Below are 23,296 nucleotides of genomic sequence, written 5' to 3' on the forward strand. Positions count from 1 at the left end.
CCACCACCGCCGGGAATGCAACGCCCTCGATCCCAGCCCGCGCTCAGACATCGCCGCCCGAAAATCCAACGGTTGAGCGCGCCTCGGCCGGGTTTTTCAGCGTCCTGCTAGGCTTACTTGCCTTATCTGCTTCCTCTTCAGCACCGTTTCCTGGACGCGTCCGCCGGCTACCTGTCTGGGCCAGTGTCGCCTGCCAGTAATTAAAGGCGGCACATTTCATATTACATCAGCCTTTGGTTGCATCTATGCGATCGGATAGCTTAACTTATTCGAACTGATAAGATTACCGAGAGGGGTATGATCGGGGCGACCCAAAACTATATCAAGGCTACCTTTATGAAGTTCCATCCAGAAAAAATCACAGAAACGTCGGTATACCACCCTGGCAGAGGAGCAAATTTTGACAAATAGAAAGGTTGAATATCGAATCGATTATGAAAATGGTTCATATGATCGTGATCAGTACGATTTTGATATTAGTGCAGTGGGGGCGGCTGGGCTTCGGGAGTTGCTTGAACAGGCACCTTCATCTCCCGTTATCGGGTCGTTGATAAGCCACCTTGTAACTGGAGGTCCAGACCTGCGCTGGCTGGAGGGTGGTCCGGGTCACGGACGAGAGGTGCGGGGGGCGTTCTCCAACATTTTCGCGCGCTTCTTCGCGCGAGCGTATCTTGAGGGCAAAGGGTACCGCTATTTTTCCCCAATCAGCCGGGATGTCGAGCGGATCGCCGACAATCTCTATGTTATCCGCCCCTCTGAAGGCGGGGACATGGCCGACTGGTTATGCAGCAAGACGGAGGACGCGAACAACGACGCAGACATTGCCCTCGGAGAGGCCAAGGGACTCCGTCGACAACTCAATTTCAAGGACGGCCTTAACACCCAAACGCTACGCAAGGCCAACGCCCAACTCCGAAATACGCTTGTCTATCGCACCGATGACCCGGACGCGGCGAGGCGCAAAGACGCCCTGCGGGTCAAGGGTTTTGCAGTTCTTTTCCGCTGGGCCAACGAAAGGAACGCTCTCGAACCAAGAATGCGGGTGTTGGATCCCGACACGCTTGGCGAATCCGTGCAACCAGAGGTGTATCGGGATGTCGGGCCGCAGATTGCGGCCGCTCACATGTCGAATTTCCTCAACGGCCTGGGTTTCCAAGATATCGCTGGGCGCTTACAGCCGAGGCTCCGGACGACCCCTTCAAAAGAGGCAATTCGGTCCATGCTCGAGGCTTATATGCAAAGGCTGGATGAAAGGACTGCAGATCTTGGCCTGACAAGCCAAGATGAATTGCCGAGCGAAGAAACTGCGCGTATGGAATACGTAAAAATTACCAAAAGGCAGATATGTTTACTTGAAACACGTATCGATGAGCTTGCCGAAACCTATGCATCGGCCTTAACGGCTTCACTCGTATATAGGGAAGAATACACGCCACGCTTCCGGCATGCGGTCCGCCTGGCCAACGGCCCCCTGCAGGATGTGAAGTTCTTGGGCACTTTGATCGGGGCGAAAGGTTTCGTGCCGGCCCCCGATGTCCGGGATCTGGTGGCCGCGATCCGGCGAACGCCCGCGCTCGGCGAACACTTTCTTTTCGTCGGCCAGGCGGTCGAGACATTGCGAAATCCGCTCGAACGTGGCTGGCGTTCAGGCACCTTTCTGCCGCAGCGGATTAAAGACCGCATCGGAGAGGCCAGAGCCACGGCCGTCCAGGATGTCGCAGACCCGGGCATCCAGGTGTCGCCTGCCGGCGCTGTCGTGGGTCCTGCGTCGATGATTGCCGTTCAGGAGAAAGTTAGAATATAAAAGTATCGCCTACTCTGCCGCGTCCTTCTCCGGCGTTTCCTTCTCCCCGCCGCCCGACAGCTCCTCGGCCACGCTTCGGAACTGCTCCAGCGCAGCCTCCAGGTTCTCCACGATCTCGGCGGCCAGGACCTCCGGCGCGGGCAGACTGTCCGCGTCCTCCAGGCTCTCGTCCTTGAGCCAGAAGATGTCGAGGTTCGCCTTGTCCCGCGCCACGAGCTCGTCATAGCTGAAGCACCGGAAGCGCTCGCTCTCCTCGCGTTCGGCACGCCGGCCCGGTTTGAAGCAGGCGACGAAGTCGTCGAGATGGTGGCGCTCCAACGGGCGCTCCTTCAGCGTGAAGTGCTGGTTGGTGCGCAGGTCATAGATCCAGAGGTGCTTGGTCCAGGGCGTCTCCGCGGCCGGCTTCTTGTCGAAGAACAGCACGTTCGCCTTCACGCCCGGCTTGTAGAATATGCCGGTGGGCAGACGCAGCAGGGTGTGGAAGTCGAAGCGCTCCAGCAGCTTGCGGCGGATGCGCTCGCCCGCGCCGCCCTCGAAGAGCACGTTGTCGGGCAGCACGACCGCGGCGGAGCCGTTCTCCGCAAGAATCGTCGTGATGTGCTGCAGGAAGTTGAGCTGCTTGTTGCTGGTGGTCGCGATGAAGTCCTGGCGCTCATAAGTCATTGCCTCCCGACCCGCCGCGCCGTCGGCGCCGACGAAGGTATAGCTGCTCTTCTTGCCGAACGGCGGGTTGGTCAGGACCTTGTCGTAGCGACGCCCGTCGTCATCGATCAGGGAATCGCCCTGGGCGACAGGAGCCTCCTCTTCGCCGCCGATACCGTGCAGGTAAAGGTTCATGGCGCACAGGCGCACCACGCCGTCGGTGATGTCGCGTCCGGTGAAGGTCTCGCGGCGAAGCCTGCGCAGGCGCGTGCGGTCCTTCTCGCCCTTGCGCATGTGCTCGTAGGCGGCGATCAGGAAGCCGCCGGTGCCGCAGGCCGGATCGTGCACACTCTCGCCGATCCCAGGCTGCATGACCTCCACGATGGCGTCGATCAGAGGCCGCGGCGTGAAGTACTGGCCGGCGCCAGTTTTGCTTTCGCTGGCCGTGCGTTCCAGCAGGTCCTCGTAGATGTTGCCCTTAACATCGACCGGCAGGCCGATCCAGGTCTCGGCGTCAATCAGCGAGACCAGGCGGCGCAGCTTCGCCGGGTCCTGGATCTTGTTCTGCGCCTTGCGGTAAATCGTGCCCAGCAGGCCCGGCTGCGTCGCCAGCGCCTCCAGCGTGTGACGGTACTGCTGCTCCAGTTCCGGCCCGCTCTTTCCCTTCAAATCGCCCCAGCGGTAGCCCTCGGGGACGAGCGAAGGCTCATTCATGTTCTCCGCTCGCTCCTCATCCATCTTAAGGAATAGGAGGCAGGTGATCTGCTCGACGTAGTCGGCCACCCCGACGCCGTCGTCGTAGAGGACATTGGCGTAGCTCCAGACCTTCTGCGCCAGCTCGCGCGCGTCCTTCATGTGCCCACACTCTTTGTCACAATATTAAAACCGAAAAGCGCCACAATACCTCCACTAGAATAGGCTGTTATTCGAATTACTGTATATTGCACGGGCTGCCATGATGGATTTATCCAAGAACTCTTTTACGTCAAAGCGCAGCTCCCACTTATCTCCCTTCTGGTTGTATCCAGTCAAAATTAATTCATGTTTTCCGTTACTCAAATCAAAATCGCCTTGCAAGTTTTGATGTTGTATTTTATCGCATATATCCCGAATGCTCGCATATTTTTTTTGTTGGGAATTGTAAAAGTACAATGTCCCGCAACTGTCAGTTAGGAACCTACGCCCATTCGCGTGATCGTTTTCCCGCAGTCGGCTTGAAAAACGATAAAGTTTTTCCCAAGCATACTGGGATATAGTATTCGCTCGGCTCTTGGATTTCACATCCGGATTGACCTGGGTCATTATCTTGAAAAATTCTTCGGAATACCCTCTTATATATTCGACGTATTCTTCAGCGATCACATCGAAAGATTTATCGCCCATTCCTACGAACCCCTAAAACGGACTAACAGACAACTGCACTGAGGCAGGATTTAGATATACATAATTCTCAAGCTGTAATTACATTTCAACATTCCCTTCAAGGACTAAACACATGATTGCAAGACTGATCTACTCCGTCGCGACCTCAGTTTTACGCGGCCGCCCACGCCGGCTGGACGTCCGGGGACCCCGATCTCGCTCCGCGTGAATACGGGCCAGCAGCTCCGAGGCCGGTTCGTCGTCCGGGTCCTGCGCGACGAGACGGCCGGAGAAGGCGGAATTCAGGATGGACCGGCGGAGGGAATTGGCTCGCTCCCTTCCACCCGTGATGTCTCTCTCAATCACCTCTAGTCCATCGAATGCAGCACGTAGCCGCCGGGAGATTTCACGCCGCTCCGTTACAGGGGGAAACGGCAGAGCAATGCTCTTAAATCGCTCTAAACTCACTTTTTGTTGGGCCACGCCAGTTGTAATCTTTCGAATTTGTGACTTCACAACAGAAGAATGAATTGCATGCACAAAAAAATCAGTATCCTCAATTTCAAGGTCCGGAGTTATTTTGATACAGTCTGCCGTTATAATAGCTTCTCCCAGGTCTTGTGGGTAAAGGCAGGCGTCACCAGGAGGGTCACCCATTTTGGTCACCAGTATATCTCCCGACCGGACCGTATGTGACTTGAGCTCTAATGCCTTATCCGGAGAAATATATTTCGGGTTCTGAGATGAGAACAACCCGGTTCTTATATGACGTACAAATATCAATGGAACGCCTTCCGCCCGGTAGTCAGATACCTTCAGGCTGCTTCCAAATGGCCCGATGGTAATTGCATTTCTTGAGGAATTGGAAATCTCGTCAGGAGAAATCCACACCCAATTTTTGGGGATATCTAACTGAACACGCTCCAAATTCGGGCGCACCGGACACTTAGGTTTCGTGGATATAAGTTTAGATCTCTCGGCTGCGGCACCGTCATCCTCTCCAGAAGCTGACCGCCATCCCCGTGTCATTTCGCCTGTGAAAGCCGCATGCAGAAGTGACTGCCGATAACTGGCGAGCTTGCGGTCGACCGCGTCCAGGCTCTCGACGCCGTTCGCGATGTCACTCAGCAGCGCCTGGATCTTCTCGACGATGCGGCGTTGTTCGGATAGGGGTGGCAAATTGATCGGGAATTCTTGGAACTCATTGAAATCGATACGAGGGCGATCGCCGCCGACTTTGTGCGAAGCAAAGTGTACGAAGTCTGGCGCGTTCAGCCGAAGGCCGACAAATCTAGGATCCAAGCCAGCCGGCGTCGGAAGCACGATGAATTCGGCGGAGCATACTCCCTCGAAGTTCGGACTGACGACCTTGTTCAAATACGGCCGGAGGCGGCCGTAAAGGATGTCACCTGGATAAAACCGGCTAGCCGCACTCCTCATTGCACCGAATGACCGGGTTGCGAGAAGGCGCATCGAGTGGCTCTCGACATCCTCCATCCCGATGAACGGTAGGCTAGGTGACTGGCTTGGGGTGACTTTCTCTTTACGCGGTTGAACCAACTCACCGATTGTCGCTCGTGCCCACCCCGCCGGCAACTCCTGCGCCAGCGCCTCCCCCGTGCGGTCGCTCATGCCACCAGACTTTCCTGAAGGTCCTCGAGAATCGGGTCCAGCTCGTTGCCGAACACCTGGCGGACCTTAACGAGGCCGCCGCGGTCAGTGAAGTCGGGATGTTCCTTGAAGTCCTCGCGGCTGATCTCGGCGTTGGCGGCGAGGTGGTCTTTGATCGCGGTCAGCCATTCGAGCTGCTCGGCGCTGAAGTCGCGGCCAGCGTCGCGCTGGCGCTGCAGCCAGGCCTGGAAGCGGCGCTCGGCGATTTCGGGGAAGGGCTCCAGCTCCTCGGCCTCGCCCATCGCGTACCAGACCAGCGAGACGATGTTGGTCAGCAGCGTCTCCGGCCCGGCGCCGCGCACGCGCGACTCGTCCAGGCGCCGGAACGCCTGCCAGACGTGCGCGGGGTTCAAGTTGTAGGGCGGCTGGCGCAGCTTGTCGGCCAGCTCCCGGACTGCGTCGTAGGTCAGGTGGCGCTGGCCGTAAGGGCGTTCGTAGAGGATCTGCAGGGCGGTGAGATTGGCCTTGTTGTCCTCGATGAACTGCTTGAAGCGCTGGGTGGTTTCCTGAGCCCGCTCCAGATCGAAGCCCGCCTCGGTGACGACGTCCTGCGTCACCTCGTCGATCACCAGGTCAGCGCGCTGGCGGGCACGCATGACGGCCTCGCGCAGCTCCGCTTTGGCGAACGGTCGGCTGGCGCGCTCGCGCAAGTCTTCGGCGACGGCGGCGTGCTCCTGGTCGCTGTAGGTGGGCCCGTGCGCCTCCCTGGTCCGGGTCTCGATCGTATCGGGGTCGATGGCGTCGAGCAGATGGTTGGACAGATGGCGCAAGTCCTCGCCGCCCGAGGCGTCCTTGATCCGCGCGCGATCCTCGTCGGAGACCTCGCGGTCGAGGCGTGACAGGCGTCCGGCCAGGCTGCTCAGCGTGTCCTCCGAAGGGTTGCCGGCCGCCACGTCCTGCAGCAGCCGCTGGAAGGACACACTACGCCGGCGTTCCAGCGGCTGGTTGTCGCTCTTGCGGCTGTCGCTCACGCCGACCGCGTCGATCAGCAGGAAGCGCGTCTTCGCGTGGGCATCGGGCGTCACCTGGCGCAGGTCGGTGTCGCTGATGGTGCGGGCGCCGCGGCCCTTCATCTGCTCGAAGTAGATCTCCGAGCGGACGTCGCGCATGAAGATCACGACCTCGATCGGCCGGATATCGGTGCCGGTGGAGATCATATCGACCGTCACCGCGATGCGCGGATAGGGGTCGTTGCGGAACGAGGTGATCAGGCCCTCGGGCTTCTCTCCGCTGGTGCGATACGTGATCTTCTTGACGAAGTCGTTGCCCTTGCCGAAGACCTCGCGGGCGTGGCGGACGATGTTTTCGGCGTGGTTGTCGTCCTTCGCGAAGATCAGTGTCTTCGGGACCCAAGTGCGGTCCGGAAAGAGCTCCTCCCTGAGCTTGTTGCGATAGGCCGTCAGCACGGTGCGGATCTGGTCGTGGGTGACCACCGAGCGGTCGAGTTGGGACGCTTGGTACTCAAGGTCCTCGTCCAATTGCTCCCATCGCAGCATGCGCGTGCGGCGGTCCATATAGGCGACCTGCCACCCAGCCTCGACGGTCGCGCCCTGCGTGCCGACCTGCGTGCGCAGCTTGTAGATGTCGAAGCCGACGTTGACGCCGTCGGCGACCGAGCGTTCGTAGGGATATTCGGTGACGAGATTCTGCCGGAAGAAGCCCAGCGTCTGGCGCGAGGGCGTGGCGGTCAGGCCGATCAGGCGGGCATCGAAGTACTCCAGAACCTGGCGCCAGAGGTTGTAGATCGAGCGGTGGCACTCGTCGGTGACGATGAAGTCGAAGCTCTCGATCGGGATTTCGGGATTGTACGACACGGTGCGCGCCGTCACCGGGCCGCCCCTTTCGAAGTCCGATTCCTCCTCGTTTTCCGGGTCCAGCTCCTCGTCGCGCAGCATGGCGTAGAGGCGCTGGATCGTCGTGATGACGACCTTGGCGTCCCTGTCGAAGCGGTTTGTTTGCAGGTGCTGGACGTTGTAGAGCGAGGTGAAGACGCGCCCGTCGTCTGGTGTGACGTACTTCGAGAACTCCGTCAGCGTCTGCTTGCCAAGCGCGCGCCGGTCGACCAGGAACAGGATCCGTTTGGCCCGGGCGAACTTGATCAGGCGATAGGCAAAGGTCACCGCCGTAAAGGTCTTGCCGGCGCCCGTCGCCATCTGGATGAGGGCACGGGTATCACCCCGGGCAAGCGAGCGCTCCAGCCCATCAATGGCGTCGAACTGGCAGTCGCGCAGGCCGGTGCGCTCCAGCGGTGGAATCTCCGCGACGCGCTGGGACAGCGCCTTTCCTTCGGCCAGCCAGGCGCGCAGCGTCTCTGGCCTATGGAAAGCGAAGACGCGACGGGCCCGCGGGTCCTGCTCGCGGCCATCGCTGAAGAAGGTCTCGACGCCGGTGCTCTCGTAGGTGAAGGGCAGCGGATCGGCGTGCTTGGCCAGGTTGTCGGGCAGTTGCGCGGCGTAGCCCTCGGACTGCTCCTCGACGCCGGAGAGCGTCGTGCCTTCCCGCTTCGCCTCGATGACGCCGGCGGCCTTGCCGTCGACGAACAGCAGGTAGTCCGAGGGTCCGGCCGGAAGCTGGAACTCGCGCACGGCCACGCCGGCGGCCGCGTGGCGATCATAGTGGGGGTAGTCCTGAACGACCCAGCCGGCCGCCGCCAAGAGGCGGTCGATCTCCGCGCGCGCTGCGTCTTCCGGGCCGGCGGGCGTCAAGATGCGTCGAGCTCCAGGCGAAACCGTCCGCCGCCGAGCGGAATGAGATCGAAAACGGGCGGGGCGTCCTTGGGCCAAGGCGCCAGCCCCTGGCGGTAAAAGAGATCTCGGAGGACCCGGCCCCGGAATTCAGGGCACTTTCGCCAGAAGCTCGGTGTTATTGAGAAACGGAACTCGGCGCCGTCGATTTCAACAAAGATGTGGTCCCAAGCGGGATCGAAGTGTTCGTCGCGACTCCTTGCGCCCACCCGCACCCCATAACCGTTTCTGCCATTCGACCAGGCAGTAACCCTCATGGCGTAAGCCCTTTTCATTCTTGCGGGCAAGGATATACAACCCGAAGCTGTTGTACAATCGGGTCTGCCCGAAACGTGGGATGGGCTATCCGAGGCACGATATCAGCAAGTGGTGCAAGCCGGTTGATGCCGATAAGAGCGCGATAGTCGTCGACCAGGTAGGTTGGCGGATGCATCGGCTTCCCACGGATTGCCAAGGGTTACCAGAATCAGGAGCGCTAGCGATGACCCGGCCTCAAGCTCACGAACGCTCCCTCCAGGACCAGCGATTTGTCGATCTCTACGGCAAATTGATGGCGGCGCGGTGCGGGGCGGTCGGGAATGGACTTCTTGGCTGGTATCCAGACCCTCTGAACCGCTCAAGGCAGTTGTACTATGCCCAGCGAGGCTTCTATACCGAAGCGCTTCCGGGCGAGCAGCCGGTGGTGATGGCCTTGGCTGTCAATCCGGGCACCCCGGCGCCGGAAGAGATCAAACTGGCAAGATTGCCGCCCGCCGAACGCGTGGCGTGGAATTTGAGCTTCTTCCGGTCGTTGCTCGAAACAGCGCCAAAGCCGTTTTTCCGGAATCTCCCTAAGATTATTTCTTGGTTTTTGAACTGTCCTCAAGAAGAAATTTTTCAGCACGCCGTATTCACCAATCTCTGCAAGCAAAGTACCGTACAGCACGGGAATAATTTTGAATGGCCGAACGAGCCACTCATCGAACATGGATCGTGTTGGCTGGAACAGGAAATCGCCCTTTGGAGGCCTGTTTGCGTTCTTGCACTTGGCCGGAAGGTTCAGGAGATGTTGGAACCTCGCGTTCCGAAGTTAAAAGCGCCCGTTGCTTTCCTGTCTCATCCGTCTCGGGCGTTGTCTAATGAAGATCGCGAGGCCGAAGTCAGGGCCGCGTTATCCCGGCTCGGCTTTGACGCTGGCACCTTCGGTTCTATCAAGCAGCGCTCTGCGCCATCACAGAAGATCATTGCTGCAAGATCGCCAGCAACGAGGTCGAGCCGGCGTAAGCGGGGGCGCGTTCAGTCGCAAGCGGGTCGGAGCGAACAAATGTCGGGGAAAAGGTACCGAGACGGACCCGAAAACAAGAGATGGGCGGAAGTCAGGCTCGATTACACGTATCACATGACGGACACCGCTTTTCCCTATCCAAAGAACAATCCGCGCGCGCAAGATGGAACGCTGCGTAAGTCGTTCGCGGGCTATGCCTTTGCGGCGCTTTATGAGGGGCGCACGTTACGGGAACTCAAAGAGGCAGCTGACGAGGTGGTGCAGCTCTACCGCCAAGGGCGCCTTCGCGAGTTCGCAGATCGAGATGGGCTACAACAGATCATCCAGCAACTTGGCCATAATGCTTCCGTCGACGAGGTGCTTGAGCATGTTGCGATCAGCCAATCGCAAAGTCTGCGACGAATAACTCTTGAGGTCGCATGGTGCGAAGATCGGGGGTGGATGCGTGTCACTCCTCCAGCATGACCGAAATGTCCTTGGGCAATTTCTGATTTTACTAGCGAGACAGGCTCACTATAAGTAAGAAAAAGCTCCCAACATTACTTAAATATAAATAGATTTTTCCGCAAAGTCATATTTATAGAATTTGGTATCTCTACACTAAAACGTCTTCCAATGGCTTGGATTGACTTCGGTGTACCAGTTACCTTTTCCGCCGACAGCCACCCAGCCGAGAATCTCGTAGTAGTACGTGTAGCTGATGGACGATATCCGCACGTCCTCTCCATTCCAAAACCAGCAGTGTGGAACTCCAGCACGTCAAAACGCCGTTCAGCACCCGTTATGCAACTTCATCTGAGATCCCCTGTCGTGCCATCCCGGTGCACACCTTGTGCCGCAGATCATGCACGCGCCAAGGCGGCGACCTCAGGCATGTTGTTGTGTTCTTCTAAAGCCCTCGTCAGCCTGTCCGTCTGGATCCTGGCCTTCGAAAAGCCCGACACCGGTGTCGGGCCTCTGGTCGTTGTGTGGACTTGGACTTGACCCGGTTCCGTGGACATCTGAGCGTTTGAGGAGCAAGGGAGTCCACGACGACCATATCCTGGGCGGCGTCATCGAGGCAACCCAGGCGCTCACCGGCGTCGAGATCCGGCGCGCCTGCGTCGACAAGGGCTATCGCGGCCACAACGCGCCCAAGCCGGTGCGCGTCATGATCTCGTATCTCCCTCGTCCGGCATGAGAAGCTTGTCGAGCGTCGTCTCGGCCTTTTCCCGGTCTGCTCCGGTGCGGTTCATGCCCCATCGCGCGATCTCGGGCATTCGCCACTTCGTGCGCTCGAGCAGGCTCGGGCTGCGGCGCAACAGGTGCCGCGACCGGGGGCGGTCAGGCCTTCCGTCCAACGCCGCCTCCAAGTCGTCCTTCAGGAGCCGCACGAACCGCTCTTCCAACTCCTCGGCGGCTTGCCGCAGTTGCTCGGCGACGAACGCCGGATCATCGCACGTGCCGTCCTGTTGCAGGCGCCGCGCCTCGTCGCGGAGCGCGGCGAGGGTGTCAGGGGGATCGTTGCCCGGACGGCGGATATTGAATTCGATCATTCCGCTTCCTCGGTCTGTCCATTCGCCAGCTCGCTCCGGTCACCGCGCTCGTCGAGGATGCGGTAGACGGACAACTTGCCGATGCCAGTTTCACAGACATTGCGGGCGACGCCCAGGCTCCGGCACCGCATCTGGAGCACCTCCTCGGGCTTCATCCGGGCGGTCGGCTTCCAGCTCCTGTATTTGCCCTCGGCTCTCAGATCAGGCGGGAGCCGGCCCATTTGAGGGCATAGAGCACAGGGACGACAACCGCGGAAAGCTTCGCCGGGTTACAGGTTCATGGCGGCGGCGTCGTGTCGCGGCTGCATACGCCGTCCGTCAGCCAACATATCGTCAGAATATTGGCTTGGAACACAATCCGTGAAGCAAGCTCATTGTAGTTACATCTGCGTCGGCACGCCGGGCACATGCGCAGAAAGCGTACGGTAACCAGGGCCTGGGCGATCGGCAATTTGGAGAGCATGGCAGGCAACGCCAAGCTGTCCGCGCTTCAAGCTCCGTCCCCGACACCGCCCGCTGACTCTTTTCCTCACATAAGAACAATAATAGAATATTTAGGGAGGCCGCGTTGCAGAGCGAGCGGGCGAACGTGCTGGCGGAGCTGCGCCGTCGGATCCGGACCATCGAACAGCCAGGCGTCGCTGCCAACGAGGCGGCGCCGCTCGGCGTGCCGCAAGTCGACGCCGCGCTGCCCTGGGGCGGCGTGCCGCGGGCGGGACTTGAAGCGCGGGCGTTGCCTTGAGCGCCGACTGGATGGTTGCTCCGAGGACGGTACAGCAGGAGGTCGCCGACGCCAAGGTCGCCGCCCTTGCCGAGATCTGCGAGCGGCGCGCCTATCATCACTGGACCGTCGACGAGGACCGGCCGGTGGCGAAGCTGGACGGCTGGGACAACGAGCGCCGCGGTGATCTCGCCCAGCAATTCGTTCCCGCAGGGATCGAGCAAGACGGACTGCGCCAGCCTGTCCAGCAGGCCTGCGACAAGGCGCTACGGCCGGCCCGCGCCGGCCCGTTACCCCATCTAGCAATGGATTCGCGGGAGCGGCAGACCGGTGCCGAGCGTTGTTAGTATGGAAGACAAGCGGGTATGTCAGGGTTGCTACCACGGCTCCTCTCGTAACAGTAGACTGGTGCCTATCGACGATCAGCCGGGGCATCGGATCCCCGTCCGGGCAGAGATACGGAAGACCTTCGAATGCGGGAGTTTGAGAGGCGGACTGCGTGCATCACCCGCTTCATGGACTTGGTCACGGGCCAAAGATTGGAATTCTAGAAAGGATTCCGAGCAGATTTTCTGAGAGAATTTTATGTGGATTCCGAAAAATAATCGAGAGAATGCAAGCTAAATCTGTAGGTTACGAAGAATTCTGAATTCGTTTCGGTGGAGTGAACGATGGAAACCTGGAATTCGAGTGACGCACGGCGCCATTTTGGCGCGCTTTTACGTGCTGTGTTGTTGGGGGCTCCCCAAAAGATCAGGTGCAGAGGCAAAGGGTCTGTCGTTATACTCTCAGAGCAAGATTGGAGCTACTTGAAGGAGGAGGTTTCGAAACTTGGTGACCCACTGGCGTCATCGCCTTTGCAGCCGGATGACTTGCCGCAAAGGGAGGAAGCGAGGGTCTTCAAGAGAAACCTATTCGACTGATGTACCTCATCGACACGAATATCCTCTCCCAAATCTCACCAACAAAACCGGGTCTGCCCGATCTGACTCAATGGATCAGTGATCACGCTAAAGATATTTTCATCAGCGTTGTCACAATAGCTGAAGTAAAAGCCGGCATAAGAAATCTGGAGGTTAAGGGCGCCACCCGCCGGGCCCGGATGCTCAAGGATTGGTTGTCCGAGGTTCTGCTCGTGTATGCGGACCGCATCCTGGGCGTGGACCTGCAGACGGCATGTCTTACGGGTGAGTTCATGGCCATAGCGAGGCTGGCGCAGATGGCCGAAAAGAAGCGTGCTGCTGCCGGAGACGTCCTGCCGTTGAACAAGAAGGAAAAGCAGCGCGTGATAAAAACAGGCTTCGAGGATGCATGCATTGCTGCAACGGCGGCGATCAATGGCTTCACCGTGCTAACCCAAAACGTCAAGGATTTCAGGCCGATGGGCGCGAAGTGGCACGATCCGCTCGTGATCTTGCCCGTCGACGAACTGCCGAAGCGGAAGGTCAAGTGATCGTTGAACGCTGCGGGCGTCCTTGGAGCCGGACTCGGGCGATCTGCCGGGCCGATACGGCGATTGCCCGCTCGTACGCGCGCCTGACGGTTCTCAAATCGCCCGAGCGGGCCAAAGCGTTGCCGAGCGCTGCCTCGGCCGGCGGTTCAACGTCGAAGCCGAGCTCAAGGGCGAAACCAATACGTCCAATTCAAAGCGGCTCGGTCCCTCGGCTGAGAATGCTCAGGTAATTGCCATACACGAACATCCGCCCACGCTGCTTCCCGGTGACTTCACGCACGATCCCGAGGTCCTCCAGGTGCTGGATCGACTTCGCGATCGTCGGAGGTGAAATGCTCAGCTGTTGCGCCGCTGCAGGGATACCGATGATCGGCTTCTGCTGGAGCAGCTGGTGCACGCGAAGGGCAGATGCTGCCGGGCGGCCGAGGTTCTCGATCCGGTGCCGGTCGGTTTCGAAAAGCGCGAGGATCTCGCGCGCCGCCTCAGATGCCTGCAGGGAGGTCTCGGCGATGCCGTCGAGGAAGAACTCCAGCCATGTCTCCCAGTCGCCGCGCTCCCGGACCTGCTGAAGGAGGTCGTAGTACTGTTGGCGGTGCGTCTTGAAATAGAGACTGAGGTAAAGGATCGGCTCTTTCAGGATCCCCTGCGTGCAGAGCAGGAAGGTGATCAGGAGCCGCCCCAACCGCCCATTGCCGTCGAGGAACGGGTGGATCGTCTCGAACTGGACATGCACGAGGCCGGCCTTGATCAGGGTCGGCATTTCGGGCGTGTCGGCGTGGATGAACGCCTCGAGGTCCGACATGAGATCGAGGACTTGCTCGGGAGGCGGCGGCACGAACAACGCGTTTCCGGGGCGCGTGCCGCCGATCCAGTTCTGTGAACGTCGGAACTCGCCAGGCTGTTTGGTGTTCCCCCGGCCTTTCGACAAGAGGATGTCGTGGATCTCGCGGATGAGCCGGAGCGAGATCGGAAAGCCCTCCCGGATCCGGGCAAGGCCATGGTTCATAGCAGCGACGTAGTTCGATACCTCCTGCACGTCATCGAGCGGCACACCGGGCGCCTCCTCGCTTTCGAACAGCAGGAGATCGGAGAGCGATGACTGCGTACCCTCGATTTGCGACGAGAGCACCGCCTCTTTCCGAACGTACATGTAGAGGAACAGCGGGGTGTCGGGGAGGATTGATGTGACCCCGTCGAGCTGTCCAAGCGCGCGGTTCGCGTTCTCGAGCCGCCGATAGAGCCCATCCATCCGCACGGCCGGAATCGGCGGCAGGCGCGGGGGCACGAACGCTTCCGCCGTCTCCCCGGCCGTTGAGATGGTCACCTTTTGCCCGAGGCGCGCGGGCTCCTGTTTTTCTGGCATGGTTGAGAAAGGATCCTTTCCCTGGCATCCTGACAACGAAAGGATAACCCGAAATCCTTTCTTTGCCGCGATCCTAACGAAACGTTCCGTCTGATGTCGAGGAAGCCTTTGCCGAACGCCCCTGCCAGGGTTATGTGAAGACGAACAAAAGCGATAAAAACGATGCCGAGGCGATCTGCGAAGCGGTCGGACGTCCGACGATGCGCTTTGTGCCGCCGAAATCCAGGGATCAGCTGATCATTCAAGCCGTCCACGGCGTTGGCAGCCGCTTGGTGGCGGAGCGCGTTGGCCTGGCCAACCAGATCCGAGGAGTTCTGTCGGAGCACGGCATCGTTTTTGCGAAAAGCCTGACGCGGTTGCGGCGCAAGTTCGCCGATATGGCAGGACTTTCCGACGAGGAGATCAATCCCCGGCTGCGCGAACTCATCAACGACATGCCCAGCGAACCGGCCGCTCTTGATGGTCGCATTGGGATCTGCGACCGCAAGATTCGCGCGATCTTCCACAACAGCGAGACGTGCCAGCGGATCGACCGGATCGAAGGCATAGGTCCGATCACGGCAACGGAACTGGTCGCGGCGATGGGGGACAGAAACTGCTTCAAGAACGACCGTTGTTTCGCCGGCTGGCTGGGCCTGGTACCCAAACAACAATCGACCGGAGGCCGCACACGCTTGATGGGCATCAGCAAGCGCGGCGACTGCTATCTGCGCACCTTGCTGATCCAAGGTGCCCGGGTAGCGCTCTCGCGGGCGGGCCGCAAGCAGGATCCGCAAAGCCTATGGCAGAACAAGCTCAGAGACCGCCGAGATCCGAACGTCGCCGCGGTCGCGCTGGCCAACAAGAACGCGGGGATCGTGTAGAGCATGCTCGTTCACCACACGCCGTATGTGCCGATGGGATCGCTCGAAACCGTGTAGAGACAACAAAAGATTAATAATTCGCCTGAAAATTGCAGCGCATTGGCCGGAGATGGTTTCAACGGTCACTCCTGCTGCTTCCAGAACCTGATGTGTGGACCGGCTTTGCTTCGGCAAATGTCCCGGGGACTTTGAGGCGGAAGCGGGCGAAAACCCATCGAGGCTCGCAGCTATACCAGGACACGCTCCATCAGGAAGCCGGATATACGTCAGCAGTTGTGACGTTGGAATGGAGCCGGTGATGCCGTTGCAATCGGGCGGGGTCCATATACGTCCACCACATCGAAACGGGGGCCAGTCCAGGCAGCGGCGGAAATGAAAGCCGCTCCAAAGGTTGTAGAAGTCTCTTCATTGATCCCCGTGGACGAGTCACACTAATATCCAATGTTCGCGTCAGCATGCTCGGTCTTAGGCCCTGACACAGGGACGACCGGGAGGGACGAATAGGGGGTGGATGGCGTGGCTTGGGGGTGCAATCTGTTTTTCTCCTTATAGCAGAAGTCAAAGCCAGACTATCTAGGACAAGCGCGCAGATCGATGCGCGTATGGCGGGAGTATTATTGTTATATGTCGGTCGAAGACACCACGGTGGGTAGGCATATCCGCCGGTTGTTAGAGCTAAATGCAGCCGGTCTTACTGTTGAGCGTCTGCGAAGCCTCATCAATAAGGGCGGTAACCCGGCCGGCAAGGAAGACATTATTGCGACCCTCCAAGAGTTGCACAAAGAGGGGTTCGCGAGCGTCGGGCGCGACCGGAAGTGGCGTGCGCGCCATGCCGTGGAGCTTCGGCGCAATGCTGGCATCAACCGTCATGGCAACGGGGCCACGGATGACCCCCTAGGCCTTGGGACGCGCTTGGAAGCGCTGCCCGTGACAGCGGCGGAAGGCCCGGCTGGCGGATCGGAGGCCAGCTTGCCGGAGGGCGATCTGAACGCCGATACCACCTTGCTGACGAAGCTGTTGCCTTATTACCAGGAGGCGCTGCGTGCGGGCGACGAGCCGCGACAGAATGCGCTGCCGACGGAGAAGCATGGCGTCACCTTTGCCCTCTTGCGTCCCTATGGAAGCTGGTGGCCGACACGGGAAAGCGGTTCGACGCTGAGGATTGCCCGATCGGTCCTGCCGGCCGAGCTTGAAGAAAGCATTGCGAAGCGTGGTGGACGCAAGTTGCTCCTGGGCTATCCGAACGTGGCTGTCGGCCAACGTGGCCAGGATGAATCGCCGTTCCTTCGTCCCGTTGGTCTGCAGCGCTGCGGTTTCCGTTTCACCGACGACCATTTGGAGTTGTACCTGCCGCCGGCACAGCCCGGGATCAACCAGGACTGGCTGCGGGGTGCGCGCCACTACAACTGGACGCCAGAGAGATTACAGAGCTGGCTGTACTGGGAGGATGCCGAGGATCGAGTCGAAGCAGACGATGAGATCGGGGCACCTGATTTCGTGGACTTTCATAGGTTCTCGCAACGCTTGGCCTCGGCCATGCGACGGCAGATCCGCTCTGCATTGGATCCTACGGTTCTCGACGGCCATCTCGACGGAAACCCGGTCCCGGGTATCTATAACGTCATGACGCTGATCGCCGACGCGGAAGGGCCATACACGCGCGGCGCAACCGGTGAATACAATCGACTTCTGAAGCTTGAGCCGAACGACTTCGAGGGTACCGCGCTGGGCGCTCTGTTCGGCGCCCGGCCCATGACCTTCGAGCGGCTTCCGCTGATACATCCGCTTGAACTGAGCGAGACCCAGCTGGCCGCTTCGCGCGGCGCGCTGGAGGGGCCGCTGACCGTGATCACGGGCCCGCCCGGAACCGGCAAATCCCAGATCATTGCCTCCATCATGGTGAGCGCTGCGGCTGCCGGGAAGTCTGTCCTGTTCGCCAGCCGCAATCACAAAGCACTGGATGCGGTGCAGGAACGGCTCGACGACGTGACCGGGGAAACGCCGCTATTGACGCGGGCGAGTTCCCAGGAATCCGGTGGTGGGTTCTCGTTTGCCCAGGCAGTCACTGCCCTCCAGACCAGCGGTGCGGCCGGCGAGCAGCGCGCCGCGTGGCGTGCGTATGACCAGTTGCGCGAGATTGACGAGCGGCGCTGGGTGCTGCTCCACGAGTGGCAAGCGCTGGCCCGCGCCAGCGATCGCGTGGCCCGCGCCCTCGACGAGATTGAGACCATCCAGCGGAAACTGCGGGAGGAGCGCGCGGCGGCCGGTCAAGAGGCCCTGTCCTCCGTCGTCGCTGCCGGCACTGACGGGGCCAAATTATCAAGACGACAAAGGCGCCCGTTTTGGTCCCGGATCGTGTCGCTCCCCGTCGATTGGCTGCGCAAATGCCTGGACGTCGTAATCGCCCGGCTGGGTTTTGCGGGCGCGCCGGAGATTGGGCACGGGCGACGCATCCGAGACCTGGAGAAGAACCTCGACAAGGCCGGGGTCGAACTGGAACGAGCAGAGACCGATGTGAAGGAAAGGCGGCGGGCGCTTGAAAGCGAGAGCGAAACGCCGGTGGAACTGACCCAGCAGGTCACCCGCAAGTCCGTAGAGTACGTGCCAAGACTGGCGGAACGCTTGCGGTCGGTAAGCCAGGCCGAGCGCGAAGAGCTGACAGCGATAGCCGGGGACCAGCAGATCTCGGGCGGTCGAAGTTCCGAGCTTTCGGAAACGGCAATGAGCGCCGTGCTGGCCCACATGCCGCTTTGGGCCGTCACGACGCTCTCGGCGAGCAGCCGGATTCCCCTGCATGCGGGGGTGTTCGACTATGTGATCTTCGACGAGGCATCCCAGGTCGACATCGCGTCGGCGTTGCCACTTCTCTATCGCGCGAAGGCAGCCGTTGTCGTCGGCGACCCGAACCAGCTTACGATGATCTCCAAGATCCCGGCGCACGAGGAGCAGCAGCTTCTGAAGCGCTGGAATCTGCTGCGCGAGGGCATTGGCCGATATGCTCAGAGTGTCACGGATTTTTTCGCTTTCGCCAATAGCGCCGGGGTCGCCCGCCAGTTCCTGCTGACCGAGCACTTCCGCTGTCATCCGGAAATCGCCGACTACATCAACGAAGCTTTTTACGGGCGAAAACTGACCGCCCTGACGGACGTCACGCGGCTGCGCATCCCCGCGCATGGCGATGCCGGCCTGAACTGGACCGATGTCCAGGGGCCCGTGAAGAAGCGAGGCGATGGACGTTCCGGGGGATCGGCCGCGAGTGAGCGTGAAGCCACCGCCATTCTGGAGGAGGTGCGGCGGTTGATCGAAGGCGGTTACAAGGGAACCATCGGGGTGGTGACCTTCTTTCGCTACCAGGCGGAAATCATCAATCGCGAGCTCGGTAAGGCGTTTTCCGGCGACCAGATGAAGCGCCACAATCTTCGGGTCTTTACGACAACCCGATTTCAGGGCGACGAGCGCGATGTGATCCTTTTCTCGCTTTGCCTGTCCCGGGATATGCCGCCGGGTGCGCGCTATTTCATACAGCAGGAACGCCGGCTTCTGAACGTGTCGGTTAGCCGGGCGCGCGCTGTTTGTCACGTGTTCGGCGATCACGGGTACGCGAAGACTTCCGGTATCCCGCACATCGAGAAGCTCGCCAGAAAGACGGAACGGAATGAGCAGCGTGGGCCTGGCCGGTACGACGATGCCTTCGACAGCATCTGGGAGCGGCGACTTTACGATGCCCTCGTCGAGAATGGCCTCAATCCGATCCCGCAATACCCGAGCGGGGGCCGGTTTCTCGATCTCGCCTTGATAGACGACACAAGGAAACCCAGCGTCTATCTCGACATCGAGGTGGACGGGGTCGCCTACCACCAGGACTACGACGGCCAGCATCTGTCATCGGACCTATGGCGGGACCACCAACTACGGGGGTTGGGTTGGAAGGTCCTGCGTTTCTGGGTCTACGAACTGCGCGAGGACATGGAGGGGTGCGTTGAACGAATCAACGCCGAATACCGAGCCTGACTACGCTGAACGCTTGCGCAAGGCTTCGCAGCGTGGCTCGGGCAAGAGGCTTTTCGCCGTGCTGTGCGTTCTTGGCCTCGTGGGACTGTTCGCCCTGATCGGGCTCGTCGGTTCCATGCTGTCGAATGAGTTCGATATTCGCGCGCAGGAGCGTCAGTTGGCGCAATTGTCCCGGGAAATCGATCGGCGTACCAAACGGACCAACGATCTTCAGGGGGAGATCGCGAACCTGGAGGAGAAGAGGCAGGACCTTCAACAGACCGTGCCTGATCTTGAACAGCGGCGAGACACCCTTGAGTCGCAGGTCCAGGTCGCAAAAGAAACGCTGTCCAAGGCCGAGGCGGCACAAGCAGAGGTCGATCGGCTCCAGCGGACCGTCCAGCAACTTGAGGGTCGTCGCGAAAAGCTTGGCGTTGAACTCGCCGATCTGCGCGAACAGCGCGATGGGCTGAATGACCAGGTTCAGCGTTTATCCCAAGACGAACAGGACGCCAGCGGCAAGCTGCAATCGATCACCAGCCGTTTGGAGGAGCAACGAGCAGCGCTGGCGGATCGTAGGGCGTCAAAGCAGTCCCTGGAACAAGATATCGCGCAATTGAATGAGCAGCAGGCGTCGCTTCAGGCGAAGATCGACGGCCTTGAGCGCGATGCCCAATCCTTTCGCGATACGCGGGAACGGCTGCAACAGCAGGCCGCCGACGCCAAAGCGCAGTTCCAGTCCGCTCGACAAGAGCTTAGCGCGCTTGAAGGCGAACTTGAAACAGCCCGCAGCGAGCTGGACGAGGCTCGCGCAAGGACGGCTGAATTGAATGCGCGCCACGACACGCTTCAGCGGCAAGTGGCAGACGCCAAGGCAGCGCGGACGGAACACGAGGGCATTCGCAAGGAACTTGAGGAAGAACGAGCGAAAGCGCAGCAAGCACGGATCAGGGCTCGTGAACTTCGCAAAAGCCGGGACAGGCTCGACCAACAGGTGGCGGAGCTGGAGGCGCGCGAGAGTACCCTGCGCGCCGGGATTGCGGAGCTTGAGAGCCAACGCGAAGACCTTGCCTCAACTCAAGACAATTTGGCTGAAACGCGAGGGAAGCTGAATGCCGCTCGACAGGAGCTGGAGCAAACCCGCGCCCGTACGAAAGTTCTGCAGGACACTGTCGTGAAAATGCGGGCCCGTCAGGACAAGCTGAAGGCCGTTGTGGCGGAAGAAGAGGCGCGGGCCGACGAGCTTCGGGGCACCGTTGCCAGCCTGGAGAAGCGACGCCGAGCGCTTCAGCAAGATATTGCGTCCCTGACCCGGAACCGCAAAGAGGTCGAGGATGAGTTGGAAACCGCTAACAGCAAACTCGAGGAGACCGAAGGTGCGCTGTCCGCGCTTCGCGGGATCCGCAGTGGCTTGGATGCCACGCGCAACGAGCTGCAGTTCGAAGTCGACCGACTGAAAGGCCAACTCCAAGGCTTACGGGAAGACAAGGACACCATCCTCGCCGAGCTGAGCACACTTCGCCGGCAACATGGAAAATTGAACGGGGCGTCGGAGAGGATGGACAGTACGCAAGACGACGCGGCCGTGGACGCGGTTCCGGCTTCGCAGGCCGCCGATGAAAGAGGTTCGGACGCGGGCGGTGAAGCCGGCTCCGAGACCTCGGGTGCACAGTAGCGTTCCTCCGATTTGCACGAGTGATTGCAATGACCTTTCTTGGCTTCGACAGCAATATCGCCTTACTTGCCGTGTTCGCGGTCGCCCTCGTCGTGGTGATTGTTGGATCGCTCTTCATGGGGGGATGGTTCCTGTCGGAACGGCTCAGGCTCCCGGATGCAGTCCGCTTTTACAACCTGGAAGGAGAGATCGGCGCACGCGAAGGATACGCTTCAGAGCTAGAGCGGCAGAACCGTGAGCGAGCGGCGAAACTCTCCGAGCGCGATCATGCCGAAGCGGAAGAAAGCTACTGGCGCTCCCTCGTCGAATCCACCAAGGCGGAATACGAAAGCCTGGGCGAACAGCGCCAGGAGATCGAAAAATTTCGTGAGGAGTACCGCAACGCGGTCGAAGACCTTGGCGCCAAGGAGGGCGAACTGCGGGAAGCCAGGTCCGAGCTCGAAGATGTGCAAGGCAGGCGCGAGCAGGCCGAAGCGGCCGCGGAGTCCGCCGAGACGAAAAGAGCCGAGGCCGAGTCGGCGGCTGAAGCCGTGGAGCGGCGCAGACAGGAGCTTGAGGACGAAGAGGGTTCCTGGCGTGGCCGGATAGAGGGGCTTATACAGGAGGCGGACGAGGCCCGCCATGCAGTGGCGGAGGCACGGGCCGAGGCGGATGCGAAACGCACCGAGCTGGATCGGCTGCTCCAGCAAGAGGCCGGGTTCAAGGAGCAACTGGCGACGCTGGAGCACCAGATTGCCGCCGCGCGCGAGGAGATCGGCCGCCTTGAGGGCGACCGGAAAGTCGCCGACGAGGTTCGGGAGGAACTGCGCGATCTGAAGGCTCAGCGTCAGGACCTGCGAAACGATCTCGACGAAAAGGACAGCCGCCGCTCGCACCTCGAGGCCAAGCTTGCCCAGTTGGAGCAGGTCATCGAGGAACGATCGCAAGAGGTTCCGGCGGGAGCCACGCAGGCTGGCGGCGGTCCGAACGCCATGCCTTCCATAGAGCATGTCCTCGGCGACTTGCGCCGTCCTCCAAGCTGTCTTGCATACAGGGGAGATGAAGAAGGCCGCGCCGATCGCTGGGAAGATCAGTTGGAGGTGGAGAAGGAACAGAACGCGCTTGACCGTGTCATGCGTTCGTTGCGCCAGTCCGGCCTGGAGTTCCCTCGCCGCACGGTCTACGCCTTCCACACCAGCCTCAAGACCGCCGTGATCTCGCCCATGACCGTGCTTGCGGGCATCAGCGGCACCGGCAAGAGCCAGCTACCGCGGCGCTATGCGGACGCGATGGGCATTCATTTCCTGAAGATCCCGGTGCAGCCGCGCTGGGACAGTCCGCAGGACCTCTTTGGCTTTTTCAACTATATCGAGCAGCGCTATAAGGCGACCGATCTTGCGCGCGCCTTGGTGCATCTGGATCCGTACAACTGGAAGGAGGAAAGCGAACCCTTCAAGGACCGCATGTTGATGGTGCTGCTGGATGAGATGAACCTGGCACGCGTCGAGTACTACTTCGCCGAATTCCTGAGCCGGCTGGAAGGGCGTCCGTTAAACGCCTCGGAAGCCCCGGACGGAGAACGGCGGCCCGCCGAGATCGAGATCGACGTCAGCCATGAGGACAAGCGTCCGTATAAGGTCTACCCCGGCCAAAACGTGCTGTTCTGCGGTACCATGAACGAGGACGAATCCACTCTGACGCTGTCGGACAAGGTGCTTGACCGGGCGAACGTGATGCGTTTTCCGCGGCCTCATAATCTGCGGGAAGACCTGCCGACACCGACCGATGCCCATGCCGCCACCGGCTATCTGCCCAAGGACCGCTGGCTGAAGAGCTGGATGCGACGTCAATCGGACTTGCCGAAGCCAAGCCACGATCTGGCCAAGCACGTCATTCAGGACATTAACGACGCCATGGATGGCATGGAGCGTCCGTTCGGCCACCGCATGAGTCAATCCATGCTTCACTATGCCGCGAACTACCCCGGTTCGGGGGATCGGCAAAGCGTGGAAACCGCGCTGGCCGACCAGGTGGAACAGCGCATCCTGCCGAAGCTGAGCGGTGTTCCTGTCGACGGGTCCAGCCGGGACTTGCAGGCCCTTGTCGGAATTGTTCGCGAAGAGCTGCACGATGACGAATTGGCCACGGCGATCCATGAGGCCATTCAACGTTCAGAAGCGCTCGGCATATTCAACTGGCGCGGCTTCGCGCGCGACGCCCGGTAGGCTCG

General features: G+C 60.4%; 18 protein-coding genes. 11 read left to right on the forward strand and 7 right to left on the reverse strand.

Translation table 11 applies throughout. From position 1 onward, the window contains the following. The first annotated feature begins 400 nt into the window (after positions 1-400). Positions 401-1,804, forward strand: coding sequence for a hypothetical protein (locus DRB17_RS17100; RefSeq protein WP_147274937.1), 1,404 nt, complete (start codon positions 401-403; stop codon positions 1,802-1,804). A 9-nt stretch (positions 1,805-1,813) separates the two neighbouring features. Here DRB17_RS17100 and DRB17_RS17105 read toward each other — a convergent pair whose 3' ends face one another. The 4 genes from DRB17_RS17105 to DRB17_RS17115 form a co-directional block, all read right to left on the reverse strand. Beyond that, positions 1,814-3,301, reverse strand: coding sequence for a type I restriction-modification system subunit M (locus DRB17_RS17105; protein ID WP_114583451.1), 1,488 nt, complete (start codon positions 3,299-3,301; stop codon positions 1,814-1,816). A 54-nt stretch (positions 3,302-3,355) separates the two neighbouring features. Then, positions 3,356-3,829, reverse strand: a complete 474-nt coding sequence (locus tag DRB17_RS20015) for a hypothetical protein (RefSeq protein ID WP_147274938.1) — start codon at positions 3,827-3,829, stop codon at positions 3,356-3,358. 129 nt (positions 3,830-3,958) lie between these two features. Then, on the reverse strand, positions 3,959-5,440 hold the full coding sequence (locus DRB17_RS17110; RefSeq protein WP_114583452.1) for a restriction endonuclease subunit S: 1,482 nt from the start codon (positions 5,438-5,440) through the stop codon (positions 3,959-3,961). Further along, positions 5,437-8,184, reverse strand: coding sequence for a type I restriction endonuclease subunit R (locus DRB17_RS17115; protein WP_114583453.1), 2,748 nt, complete (start codon positions 8,182-8,184; stop codon positions 5,437-5,439). The genes DRB17_RS17110 and DRB17_RS17115 overlap by 4 nt, the downstream gene beginning before the upstream one ends. A 520-nt stretch (positions 8,185-8,704) precedes the next feature. Between DRB17_RS17115 and DRB17_RS17125 the strand changes: the two genes are divergently transcribed. Beyond that, positions 8,705-9,952, forward strand: coding sequence for a uracil-DNA glycosylase family protein (locus DRB17_RS17125; protein WP_161958876.1), 1,248 nt, complete (start codon positions 8,705-8,707; stop codon positions 9,950-9,952). A 544-nt stretch (positions 9,953-10,496) separates the two neighbouring features. After that, positions 10,497-10,667: a hypothetical protein gene (locus tag DRB17_RS20260; protein WP_153242381.1), complete on the forward strand. Its 171-nt coding sequence runs from the start codon at positions 10,497-10,499 to the stop codon at positions 10,665-10,667. On the opposite strand, the gene DRB17_RS17130 is transcribed toward DRB17_RS20260, so the two are convergent. After that, positions 10,636-11,022 carry a hypothetical protein gene (locus tag DRB17_RS17130; RefSeq protein WP_114583456.1) on the reverse strand — a complete coding sequence of 129 codons (387 nt, stop codon included), beginning with the start codon at positions 11,020-11,022 and terminating at the stop codon, positions 10,636-10,638. The two genes, DRB17_RS20260 and DRB17_RS17130, sit on opposite strands and share 32 nt — an antisense overlap. Then, on the reverse strand, positions 11,019-11,153 hold the full coding sequence (locus DRB17_RS20885) for a hypothetical protein (RefSeq protein WP_277738582.1): 135 nt from the start codon (positions 11,151-11,153) through the stop codon (positions 11,019-11,021). The genes DRB17_RS17130 and DRB17_RS20885 overlap by 4 nt, the downstream gene beginning before the upstream one ends. Before the next feature lie 437 nt (positions 11,154-11,590). Here DRB17_RS20885 and DRB17_RS20265 point away from each other — a divergent pair, with 437 nt between their 5' ends. From DRB17_RS20265 to DRB17_RS17145, 4 genes are all read left to right on the forward strand, one after another. Then, entirely contained in the window at positions 11,591-11,764 is a 174-nt protein-coding gene (locus DRB17_RS20265) for a hypothetical protein (protein WP_153242382.1), read from the forward strand. Positions 11,765-11,775: 11 nt separating this feature from the next. Next, positions 11,776-12,090 carry a hypothetical protein gene (locus DRB17_RS17135; protein WP_147274939.1) on the forward strand — a complete coding sequence of 105 codons (315 nt, stop codon included), beginning with the start codon at positions 11,776-11,778 and terminating at the stop codon, positions 12,088-12,090. 324 nt (positions 12,091-12,414) lie between these two features. After that, positions 12,415-12,666: a type II toxin-antitoxin system Phd/YefM family antitoxin gene (locus tag DRB17_RS21015; protein ID WP_114583458.1), complete on the forward strand. Its 252-nt coding sequence runs from the start codon at positions 12,415-12,417 to the stop codon at positions 12,664-12,666. Continuing rightward, positions 12,666-13,196: a PIN domain-containing protein gene (locus tag DRB17_RS17145; RefSeq protein ID WP_114583459.1), complete on the forward strand. Its 531-nt coding sequence runs from the start codon at positions 12,666-12,668 to the stop codon at positions 13,194-13,196. Before DRB17_RS21015 ends, DRB17_RS17145 begins: the two co-directional genes overlap by 1 nt. A 190-nt stretch (positions 13,197-13,386) precedes the next feature. Here DRB17_RS17145 and DRB17_RS17150 read toward each other — a convergent pair whose 3' ends face one another. After that, on the reverse strand, positions 13,387-14,559 hold the full coding sequence (locus DRB17_RS17150) for a Fic family protein (protein WP_114583460.1): 1,173 nt from the start codon (positions 14,557-14,559) through the stop codon (positions 13,387-13,389). A 134-nt stretch (positions 14,560-14,693) separates the two neighbouring features. On the opposite strand from DRB17_RS17150, the gene DRB17_RS17155 reads away from it, so the two are divergent. The 4 genes from DRB17_RS17155 (at position 14,694) to DRB17_RS17170 (ending at position 23,291) form a co-directional block, all read left to right on the forward strand. Further along, positions 14,694-15,422 (forward strand): IS110 family RNA-guided transposase, encoded by a 729-nt coding sequence (locus tag DRB17_RS17155; protein ID WP_114583461.1) that lies wholly within the window; start codon positions 14,694-14,696, stop codon positions 15,420-15,422. Positions 15,423-16,046: 624 nt separating this feature from the next. Next, positions 16,047-19,433 (forward strand): AAA domain-containing protein, encoded by a 3,387-nt coding sequence (locus DRB17_RS17160; protein WP_161958877.1) that lies wholly within the window; start codon positions 16,047-16,049, stop codon positions 19,431-19,433. Then, the gene (locus DRB17_RS17165; protein ID WP_147274940.1) at positions 19,402-21,087 is read left to right on the forward strand and encodes a hypothetical protein; all 1,686 of its coding nucleotides are present in this window, start codon (positions 19,402-19,404) and stop codon (positions 21,085-21,087) included. The genes DRB17_RS17160 and DRB17_RS17165 overlap by 32 nt, the downstream gene beginning before the upstream one ends. 29 nt (positions 21,088-21,116) lie before the next feature. Continuing rightward, positions 21,117-23,291, forward strand: a complete 2,175-nt coding sequence (locus DRB17_RS17170; protein WP_114583464.1) for an McrB family protein — start codon at positions 21,117-21,119, stop codon at positions 23,289-23,291. Positions 23,292-23,296: the final 5 nt, after the last annotated feature.

The sequence above is a fragment of the Ferruginivarius sediminum genome, from assembly GCF_003344765.1.
Taxonomy (GTDB): domain Bacteria; phylum Pseudomonadota; class Alphaproteobacteria; order Kiloniellales; family Rhodovibrionaceae; genus Ferruginivarius; species Ferruginivarius sediminum.

Bases quoted from the DNA above. Each gene is read 5' to 3' on its own strand.
- DRB17_RS17105 (WP_114583451.1), bottom strand. From the start codon at position 3,301: ATGAAGGACGCGCGCGAGCTGGCGCAGAAGGTCTGGAGCTACGCCAAT.
- DRB17_RS20015 (WP_147274938.1), bottom strand. From the start codon at position 3,829: ATGGGCGATAAATCTTTCGATGTGATCGCTGAAGAATACGTCGAATAT.
- DRB17_RS17110 (WP_114583452.1), bottom strand. From the start codon at position 5,440: ATGAGCGACCGCACGGGGGAGGCGCTGGCGCAGGAGTTGCCGGCGGGG.
- DRB17_RS17125 (WP_161958876.1), top strand. From the start codon at position 8,705: ATGACCCGGCCTCAAGCTCACGAACGCTCCCTCCAGGACCAGCGATTT.
- DRB17_RS17130 (WP_114583456.1), bottom strand. From the start codon at position 11,022: ATGATCGAATTCAATATCCGCCGTCCGGGCAACGATCCCCCTGACACC.
- DRB17_RS20885 (WP_277738582.1), bottom strand. From the start codon at position 11,153: ATGCGGTGCCGGAGCCTGGGCGTCGCCCGCAATGTCTGTGAAACTGGC.
- DRB17_RS17135 (WP_147274939.1), top strand. From the start codon at position 11,776: ATGGTTGCTCCGAGGACGGTACAGCAGGAGGTCGCCGACGCCAAGGTC.
- DRB17_RS21015 (WP_114583458.1), top strand. From the start codon at position 12,415: ATGGAAACCTGGAATTCGAGTGACGCACGGCGCCATTTTGGCGCGCTT.
- DRB17_RS17145 (WP_114583459.1), top strand. From the start codon at position 12,666: ATGTACCTCATCGACACGAATATCCTCTCCCAAATCTCACCAACAAAA.
- DRB17_RS17150 (WP_114583460.1), bottom strand. From the start codon at position 14,559: ATGCCAGAAAAACAGGAGCCCGCGCGCCTCGGGCAAAAGGTGACCATC.
- DRB17_RS17160 (WP_161958877.1), top strand. From the start codon at position 16,047: ATGTCGGTCGAAGACACCACGGTGGGTAGGCATATCCGCCGGTTGTTA.
- DRB17_RS17170 (WP_114583464.1), top strand. From the start codon at position 21,117: ATGACCTTTCTTGGCTTCGACAGCAATATCGCCTTACTTGCCGTGTTC.